This is a genomic window from Kitasatospora sp. NPDC059408 (assembly GCF_042751525.1).
Lineage (GTDB): Bacteria > Actinomycetota > Actinomycetes > Streptomycetales > Streptomycetaceae > Kitasatospora.
The window spans coordinates 64,517-73,501 of sequence record NZ_JBHYWI010000045.1; the positions used below are offsets into that span (position 1 = coordinate 64,517).

Annotated in this window: 7 protein-coding genes and 1 pseudogene; all 8 read right to left on the minus strand. The window is 74.5% G+C overall.

The window, feature by feature from the left end; translation table 11 throughout:
* Nucleotides 1-564, minus strand: a pseudogene (locus ACFXDE_RS27250) (epimerase); the annotation flags it as partial.
* A 34-nt stretch (nucleotides 565-598) separates the two neighbouring features.
* Nucleotides 599-1,699, minus strand: coding sequence for an alkene reductase (locus ACFXDE_RS27255; RefSeq protein WP_380497324.1), 1,101 nt, complete (start codon nucleotides 1,697-1,699; stop codon nucleotides 599-601).
* Between the two features lie 66 nt (nucleotides 1,700-1,765).
* Nucleotides 1,766-3,115 carry a condensation domain-containing protein gene (locus tag ACFXDE_RS27260; RefSeq protein WP_380497326.1) on the minus strand — a complete coding sequence of 450 codons (1,350 nt, stop codon included), beginning with the start codon at nucleotides 3,113-3,115 and terminating at the stop codon, nucleotides 1,766-1,768.
* A 126-nt stretch (nucleotides 3,116-3,241) separates the two neighbouring features.
* Nucleotides 3,242-4,189, minus strand: coding sequence for a PfkB family carbohydrate kinase (locus ACFXDE_RS27265; protein ID WP_380497328.1), 948 nt, complete (start codon nucleotides 4,187-4,189; stop codon nucleotides 3,242-3,244).
* Nucleotides 4,190-4,271: 82 nt separating this feature from the next.
* Nucleotides 4,272-5,039 carry a CPBP family intramembrane glutamic endopeptidase gene (locus ACFXDE_RS27270; RefSeq protein WP_380497330.1) on the minus strand — a complete coding sequence of 256 codons (768 nt, stop codon included), beginning with the start codon at nucleotides 5,037-5,039 and terminating at the stop codon, nucleotides 4,272-4,274.
* Between the two features lie 7 nt (nucleotides 5,040-5,046).
* Nucleotides 5,047-7,599, minus strand: a complete 2,553-nt coding sequence (locus tag ACFXDE_RS27275; RefSeq protein WP_380497332.1) for an MMPL family transporter — start codon at nucleotides 7,597-7,599, stop codon at nucleotides 5,047-5,049.
* Nucleotides 7,596-8,531: a class I SAM-dependent methyltransferase gene (locus ACFXDE_RS27280; protein ID WP_380443245.1), complete on the minus strand. Its 936-nt coding sequence runs from the start codon at nucleotides 8,529-8,531 to the stop codon at nucleotides 7,596-7,598. The genes ACFXDE_RS27275 and ACFXDE_RS27280 overlap by 4 nt, the downstream gene beginning before the upstream one ends.
* Nucleotides 8,532-8,625: 94 nt before the next feature.
* The coding region (locus ACFXDE_RS27285; RefSeq protein ID WP_380497333.1) for a hypothetical protein at nucleotides 8,626-8,985 on the minus strand (360 nt) is incomplete at its 5' end.

Here is an 8,985-nt window from a genome sequence, read left to right on the forward strand (position 1 = left end):
CTCCCCCGGCCCCCCGGGGCGCCCGCTCCGCCCGCCCCGCCCCCCCCGCCCCCCCCAGTCGGGCCGCCGGCGCTGGCCGCGGGCCGCCCCGCCCACCTGCCCGGCCCCCACGATCGTGGCCCGCTCGCCGTAGCGGGTGACGACCTCGTCCTCGCAGGCGACCTTGAGCCGGCCGTACGTCTCCTCGTCCAGCTGCTCGGCCTCCCGCAGCGGTGCCCGGCGCGGGGTGGACTCGTCCGAGCCGGGGGCGAGCCCGGCGCGCTCGTAGACCGCGTGGCTGGAGATGAACAGGTAGCGGCCGACGGAGTCGCCGAGCACGTCCATCGCCCCGGTGACCTGGCGGGGGAAGAAGCCGCTCAGGTCCACCACCGCGTCCCAACCGCCGTGCCGGAGGGCCGAGTAGTCGCCGGTGTCGCGGTCGCCGGTGAGGCGGGTCGCGGTGGGGAACAGGCCGGGGTTCGTCCGGCCGCGGTTGAAGAGGGTGACGTCGGCCCCGCTGCGCAGGGCTTCGTCGGCGATGGTGCGGCCGATGAAGGAGGTGCCGCCGAGGAGGAGAATTCGCATGCGGCCGAGCCTACTTCGGCGGTTCAAGCGGTTTTCAGCGCGCGCCGGGCAGGCGCGGGTAGTCGGTGAAGCCGGCGGCGCCGTGGGTGTAGAGGCGGGCCGGGTCGAAGGCGGTGAGCGGGGCGTCGACGGCGAGGCGGGCGGGCAGGTCGGGGTTGGCGATGAAGGCGCGGCCGTAGGAGACCAGTTCGGCGAGGCCGGAGTCGAGGACGGCCTCGCCGCGGGCGCGGTCGGTGGCGGCGCGGTTCTCGCCGACGTTGGCGATCAGCGGGCCGTGCCAGCGGGGGCGGAGGTCGGCGAGGGCGGGGTAGTCGTCGTTGTCGGTGAGGTGGAGGTAGGCCAGGCCGAGGCCGTCGAGTTCGTCGAGCAGCGCCCGGTAGACGGGTGCGGGGTCGGCCTCGGCCATGCCGAACTGCGGGTTGCCGGGGGACAGCCGCAGGCCGAGCCGGTCCGGGCCGATCGCCGCGGCGACGGCGGTGACCAGCTCGACCGGGAGGCGGAGGCGGTCGGCGAGGGTGCGCGGGCCGTACTCGTCGGTGCGGAGGTTGGTGTTGTCGGCGAGGAACTGGTGGATCAGGTAGGAGTTGGCGCCGTGCAGCTCGACGAGGTCGAAGCCGGCCGCGAGGGCGTTGCGGGCGGCGTCGACGTGGTCGGTGACCGCCCGGCGGATCTCGTCGCGGGTCATCGCGCGCGGGGTGACGGCGTCGGCCTTGGCGCCGTCGCGGACGTGCACCGGGCCCGGGGCCGGGACGGCGGACGGGCCGGCCGGGACGTCGCCGAGCAGGCGGTTGAGCGGGTGGCCCTGGCGGCCGCCGTGCATCAGCTGGGCGACGATCCGGCCGCCGGCCGCGTGCACGGCCTCGGTGACGGCCCGCCAGCCGGCGGTGTGCTCCGGCGTCTCCAGGCCGGGCAGGCGCCAGCCGGACTGGCCGGCCCGGCTGGGCCAGATGCCCTCGGTGATGATCAGGCCGGCGCTCGCGCGCTGGGCGTAGTACTCGGCGACGACCGGTAGCGGTGTGCCGTCTTCGGCCGCCCGGTAGCGCGTCATGGGGGCCATGACGACGCGGTTCGGCAGGTCGAGCGCGCCGAGGCGGTAGGGGGTGAGGAGCGGGCCGGTGAGGGCGGTGGTGGTCATGCCCGCACGGTAGAACCTGACACCAGTGTCAAGTTCAAGCGGTGTCAGGTTCAAGTGGTGTCAGGTTCAAGCGGTGGCCGGCGCCGCGGCCTCGCCCAGGACCAACTCCTCGATCCCGTAGAGGAATTCCTCCATGGCCGAGCGTGGCAGCACGGCGGGATCGGCGGTCATGACGAGGCTCAGCGCGTCGGCCGTCCGGACGGCGTCCAGGGCGTAGGTCAGGCCGGGGCGCGGCTCGAAGTCGACGGGCCAGGTGAGAGTGGTGCGGTCGTCGCCGCCCACCGTCTCGGCGGGGACGGGCGGGGCCAGCTCGCGGGTGTCGTTGAAGACGCAGGACCGGTCGGCGAGCGGGACGCCTCCGGCGGCGAGGGCGGCGATCTCCTCGTCCAGGCGCAGCTTGTCGTAGTAGGCGTGGCGGTAGGTGCCGATCGCGGCGGCGTGCGTGCGGCGCACGATCCCGCCGAACTCGCCGGTGGCGTCCGGGAGGTGGAACAGGCCCTCGCCGGCGACGGTGCTGACGGCGTTCGCCAGTTCGGGCAGGAAGCGGTTGTTGACGACGACGTGCAGGACGGCCTCGGAGGAGCCGGAGAGCTTGGCGGTCATCGCGGCCGTGGCGGCGAGGAGGACGGAGGAGGAGCTCACCCGGTGTGCGGCGGCGACGAGTTCGACGGCGGCGGGCAGGGCGGGGGAGCGCAGCACGGCGTTGGGGAAGCGGGTCGCGGCGGGTCCGTTCGGCTGCGGGAAGAGGCGGGCCGGGCCGAGTCGCAGCTTGCGCAGGAACTGCTTGCGGGCGCCCGCGTCCCGCCGCCTGCCGCGTTCGGAGGCCTGGAACTCGGCCTCCTCCAGGGGCTGTTGGGCGGGCTCGCGGAGCGCGGCCAGCTCGGCGGGCGCGGTGCCGAGGCAGAGTGCGGTGAGGTCCGCGACGAGGCGGGTCATGCCGTTGCCGTCGACGGCGGTGTGGGCGAGCGCCAGGCTGACGTGGCGGGCCAGGCCGCCGTGCTCGACCACGCCGACGCGGATCGGCCACTCGTCGGCGCAGTCGAACGGGCGGGCCGCCAGCTCGTCGTGCAACCTGGCACCGGTGGCGGCGAGTCTGCCCGGGTCGGGGCAGTGTTCGGTGTGCACGGCGAGTCGGCCGTCGGGGTCGACGAGTTGGCGCAGCCGCCCCTCCTCGTCCGGGACGAGCCTGGTGTGCAGCGCGTCGTGCAGGTGGAGCAGCCGGTCGAGGGCGGTGAGCAGGACGGGCAGCGGCAGGCCGGGGTCGAGCGGGGCGGCGGTGGTGATGGTGTAGCGCGGCGCGTCGCCGGGGGCGAGGCGCCGGACGGCGTCCCAGATGGCCTGCTGGCCCCAGGTGGCCGGCCCGGAACCGGACCGGCCGGACGAGAAGGCGATCTCCGGCAGTTGACGAGTGGTCACCGTGTGGCTCTCCGTAAGGGCGTGGATCGGTACGTCCTGGCTGGTGCGGTGGGAGCGCGTGGGCCGTTCGGGGAGAGTGTGGCGCACCGGCCGCCGGGCCGTCGAGAGAGCGGGTGACGAGGGGACCTAATGGATGTCCGCGGTGACCGCGTAGACGTCGGCGAGGCGGGCGTCGAACGCGGGCCGGGTGAACAGGTAGTCCTGGCTGCCCGCGGACTCCAGGGCGTACGCGGCCAGCACACAGCCGGTCCGGGCGGCCTGTTCGTCGTCGAGGCCGTCGGCCTTCGCGGCGAGGAAGCCGGCCCGGAACGCCCCGCCGCCGCCCGCGCCGTCGGGCAGCCGGGAGATCGGCGCGGCGGGGACGGCGATGGAGGGGCTGGTGGCGTAGTCGATCCAGACGCCCTCCGCGCCGAGGGTGGTGATCCAGGCGCCGACCCGGTTCAGCACGTCGGCCGCCGCCCAGCCGGCATGCTCCAGGAGGGCGGCGCGCTCGCGGCGGTTGGTGACCAGGTAGGTGGCGCCGGCGAGGACGGCGTCGGCGCCGGCCCGGCCGAGCCGCTCGGTGCGGCCGGCGACGTCGACGAGGTACGGCAGGCCGCGGCGGCGGCACTCGGCGGCCCGCTCGGCGAGCACCTCGGGCTCGGCGGGGCCGAGGAAGACCAGGCCGACGTCCTGCGGCCAGCCCTCGGGGCCGGGCGCGTCGTCCTCGGCGAGGGCGCCGGGGTGGTAGGAGACGATGCGGTTGTCGTCGGCGTCGGTGGTGCGGGTGTAGCGGGCGGTGGCCAGGCCGGTGGAGATCCGGACCCGCGAGGTGTCGACGCCGACCTCCTCCAGCCGGGCCCGGTACTCGCCGAAGTCCTTGCCGGCCGCGCCGAGCAGCAGTGGCGCGCGGCCGAGCCGACCGAGGCCGAAGGCGACGTTGGCGGCCACGCCGCCGTAGCGGACCTCCAGGTCGTCGACGAGGAACGACAGGGACAGGTGCTGGAGCTGGGCCGGCAGCAGCTGGCTGGCGAAACGGCCGGGGAAGGTCATCAGGTTGTCGATGACGATCGGGCCGGTGACGGCGATTCTCATGGGGTGCCTCACCTGGGGTGACTGGGTGCGAGCGGGACTGTGCCGGGGGAGGCGGGGGAAGGTGAACTCGGGGAAGGGGATCTCAGAGGGCCCAGAGGACCCAGGCCAGCAGGAGCAGGTTGGCGGTGCCCTGGGCGACGGCGCTCGCGAGCGCGGAGCCCGTCCAGGCGCGGCAGACGCCCAGGGCGACGCCCATCGCGAAGACGGACGGCAGGACGCCGCAGATCACCCGGGCGTTGAGCGGGTTGAGCCCGTAGTCGCCGAGGTGGACGAGGGCCCAGCCGGCCGAGGTGACGGCGATCGCGACGAGCGGGCCGCGGGTGCGGGCGACGGCGTCGTACAGCACGCCGCGGTAGCAGACCTCCTCGACCAGCGGCACCAGGAGGCCCATGCAGAGCACCATGGCGACTCCGGCGACGACCGGCTGCCCGGGGGCCATCTGCCGGAAGAGCTCGGGGACGAGGGAGGTCCAGTTGTCGGCGCCCCGGCCGAACGCGGCCCGGGTGGCGAACACGGTGTTGGCGTAGGCGAGCACCACGAGGCCCGTCCCGGCGAGGGCCGGGAGGAAGCGGAAGCGGCGCAGGCCGGCCGCCGCCCACTCGGCCCGGTCCAGGACGGTGACGACGGCCGCGCTCAGGCCGACCGAGAGCACCATCAGCGGCATCGACACCGCGCCGGCGATCCGGACGACGGCGAGCACGGCGAACACCTTGGCGGCGGAGGAGGCCGGGGCCTCGCGGTGGTGCCGCCTGAGCCGGTGCAGGGTGCGCCGGCGCAGGGGAGTGCGAGCCCGCCCGGCGGTGGCGGGCGCGGGGGTGGCGGGCGCCACCGCCGGACGGTCCGCGGTCACGGGCGGCTCACCCCGCCTTCGCGGGGGCCGGGGCGGAGGAGCGGCGCAGGCTGGGCAGCCACCAGTTGTAGCGGCGGAACAGCAGCAGCGTCGCCGGGACGAACAACATCCGGATGAGCGTGGCGTCCAGCAGGACGGCGAGGCCGAGGCCGGCGCCGTACTCCTGGAGCATGATCGTCGAGGAGAGCGCCATGGTGCCGAGGCTGCCGGCCATGACCAGGCCGGCCGCGTTGATCACCCGGCCGGTGTCGACCACCGCCCCGACGGTCGCGCTCTCCTGGTCGGCCCCGCCGCGCACCAGGTCGCGGACGCGGGTGACCAGGAAGATCTCGTAGTCCATGCCGAGGCCCATCATCAGCACGGTGAGGAAGATCGGCAGGTCGTCGATGATCGCCTTGTCGAGCCAGAAGTGGAAGACCAGCACGGTGATGCCGATCGCCCACACGTTGCTCATCATGATCGTGAGGATCAGCCGGATCGGGATGAGCAGCGAGCGCAGCGCGAACACCAGCATCACGAAGACGCCGACCGAGACGAGCCCGATCATCTGCCAGAAGCTGGAGTCGAGCGCGTCGCCGTACTGCCGGTCGACCTGGGTCGCGCCGCCGACCGCGAGCGGGCCGACGTCGCGGGCCGCGGCGGTGACGTCCTGGATCCGGTCGACGGTGTGCACCGCGGCCTCGGTGTAGGGCTTGTCGGCGAGTTCGACGACGATCCGCAGCGCGCCGTCGTCGGACAGGTAGTCGCGGCGGACGTCGGGGCCGAGCGCGTCGAGGTCGGCGGCGCTCACCGGCGTGCCGAAGGGCCTGGTCACGGCGGAGACCCGGGCGACGCCCGGTACCGCGGCCAGCTTGTCGGTGAGGTCGGTGACGGCCTTGCGCCCGCTGTCGGTGAGGTGGTGCTGCCCGTCCACCACACCGGGGTCCGGCCGGCCGACGACGAGCGTGGGCAGCACGGAGGCGTCGCCCCACTCGCGGGCCACGAGCTCGAAGCCCGTGCGCGAGTCGGTGGCCGGGCTGAGCGCGACCGGATCCGCCGTGGAGCGGTGCTGGGCGGTGATCACCGCGAACGGGACCGTGACGGCCGCGAAGAGCAGCACGATCGCCACCTTGCGGCGGCGGGCGAGGTCGGCGGCCCGCTTCAGGTGGCGGCCGAGCGCGCTGCCGTGCTCCAGGTCGGCCAGCGGGTCGCGGCCGAGCCAGAAGAAGCGGTCGCCGAGCAGGACCAGCAGGGCCGGGGTGAGCGTCAGCGCGGCGAGCAGCACGATCGGGATGCCGATCAGGCCGCCGTAGCCGAGTGGCGGGATCCAGTCGACGGGCGAGAACAGCGTGGCGCCGAAGGCCAGCACCACGGCGACCGCGGCGAGCAGCATCGACTCGCCCGCGTGCGCGGTGGCGTGCACGGCGGCGTCCTTGGGCGAGCGTCCGGCCAGCCGTTCCTGCCGGTAGCGGGAGGACAGCAGCATGCTGTAGTCGACGCCGGCGCCCAGCATCACGAAGTTCATGATGGTGATGGTGAACTGGGTGAGCGTCACGCCGTGGCCGAGCGCGAACAGCGCGGCCTGGCTGACGGTCATCGCGAGGCCGATCGCCGCCACCGTGAGCACGGCCGGCACGACGGCCCGGAAGAACAGCAGCAGGACGAGGAAGATGATCGCGTAGGCGACCGTCTCCATCAGCGCGTTGTCGTCCTCGGCCTTCTTGTACGTGTCCTTGATCAGCGCCAGCTCGCCGGTGACGTGGGCCTCGACGTCCGGTCCGGCCCCGGCGGCACGCTGGGCGCCGGCGATCGCCGAGCGGAGCCAGTCCACGTCCGGGTCGTGCCCGGCGCGCTTGGCGAAGCTGACCGAGACCAGGGTGGCCCTGCCGTCCTTGGCGACCAGCCGGTCGACGGCCTCGGCGGGTACCGGCACCGGGAAGGTGCGCCAGTCCGTCGCCTTGGTGAACGCGGCCGAGATCGGCAGGAGCTGGGCGTCGTCGGTGACGGCGACCGCCTGGCGGGCCGGATCGGCGAGGGCCGCCGGGACCTGGCCGGCCGCGACGGCGGCGTCCACCGCCTGCCGGCGGGTGTCCGGGGTCGCCGGCGTCTGCGCGGCGGCGAGCTGCTGGTCGACCTGGGTGCGCAGGCGCTTGAGGTACTCGGTGGTCGAGTCCCGGTACAGCGTGTACGCCGAGGTGGACTGCTGCACCTCGCCGGTGCGTACGCGGGTGGCGATCTGTTCGTCCAAGTCGGCCAGCATGGCGCGCAGTTGGGAGCTCCGGACGTCCGGCGCGCCGATCGCGACGATGGACTCGCGCTGCGAGCGGGCCGGGAACGACTCCTCGACGAGCCGGTCGGCCCGGGCACTGCTGGTGCCCGGCACGACCTTGGACGCCCCCTGTTTGGTGAGGACGTCGTTCAGCTGCGAGGCGAACGGGAAGCACGCCGCGATGACCAGCACCCAGATCACGAGCACGGTCTTCGGGCGGGCGGTGAGCCCCTCGGCGAGGCGCAGCAGCCGGTGCTGCACCGCGCCGTGGGTGGTCTCCGCCGGCGGTGCGGGTGTGGCGGTGGTGGTCATGCGCTGCGGACTCCCTCGCGGTGCCGGCCGCCCGGCCCGGTTCCGGTGGTGGTGCCCGGGTTGGTCCCGGTGACGACGACGAAGGTGTGGCGCAGCTCCAGTGCGCCGTGGCGGGCGACGTGTTCGGCGAGGCCCTTGCGGATCAGCTCCAGGGCGTGCTCCTCGCGGCTCTGGTCGACGGCGTCCTTGAAGCCGGCCGCCGCGCCGGAGCGCTGGACCCACTCCAGGGCCTCCTCCGGGGTGGTGGCGGGCAGCACCTGGTGGCCGTCGCGCTGGACGTCCACGGTGAGGCCGGCCTTGGTGAACCAGCGGGCCACGGTGGCCGCGTCCTTGGGCAGGTTGACCCGGATCATGCCGGTGAGCAGCGACGGGTCGGCGGTGAACACCTTCTCCAACTGCTCGATCAGCGTCTTGAGGGCGTCGCCGCGGGTCTCGATGACGACGATCCGGCCGCCGGGGCGCAGGACCCGCTTGATCTGTTCCAGCAGTCTGACCGGCTTGCTGTAGCAGATCGCCCAGCCCACGACGACGAGGTCGGCGCTGTCGTTCGGACGGGCGCGCAGGAACTCCTCCATGTCCCCCTCCTCCAGGGAGACTTCGAGGTCCGGGGAGCGCATCGCCTCGGGCAGGACCTTGGCCTTGGCGACGGACAGCATGCCGGGGGACTTGTCGACCGCGCGGACGGAGCCGCGGCCCTCCAGCTTCCGGACGATGTCGTGGGTCAGGTGGCCGGTGCCGCAGGCGAGTTCGAGGACGTCGTCGCCGGGGCTGACGGTGACCTCGCGCAGGGCGGCGAGCGAGTGGACGCCCATGACGGGGCTGAAGTAGGTGTCGTAGCTGGAGCTCGCGGCGTCGTAGTCGGGCGTGGTGTCGGCGTTGGTCCGGCTCAGGGTCAGTCGCAGGGCGCGGGCGGCGAGTCCGAGGCGGCTCATGGCTGGCTCCTTGGGGTCGGGACGGGTGCGGGCATCGTGGTAGGGGTGGTGCTCGGCTCGGTTCCTCTACGGGGCGGGGCTGGTCGCGCTGGGGCTATTCGTGGTGGGGCTGGTCGCGGTGGGGCGTGGTCGCCGGGGTGCTGCTGTGGGCGAATTGTGTGGTGGAACCGGGACGTTGGACCGGGCGGGACAGGTCGGCGACGAGCAGGAGCCCGCCGGTCCCCGCGAGGGTGCCGAGCACGGCCGCCGTCGCCGCCGGGGCCGAGGCCGCCGCGACGGCCCCGGCGGCCAGTGCCGCGAGGGCACCCGCCGCGACCGCCGCGCGGGACGCGGTCACGGCGGCGGTGAGGAGCGCGGCCGAGGCGGCCAGGGCCGCGCACCACGGGCTGTCGGAGGTCGCGGCGGCCGGCAGCGCGCCGCCGACCAGCAGCAGCCCGGCGGCCGGCGCCCAGGC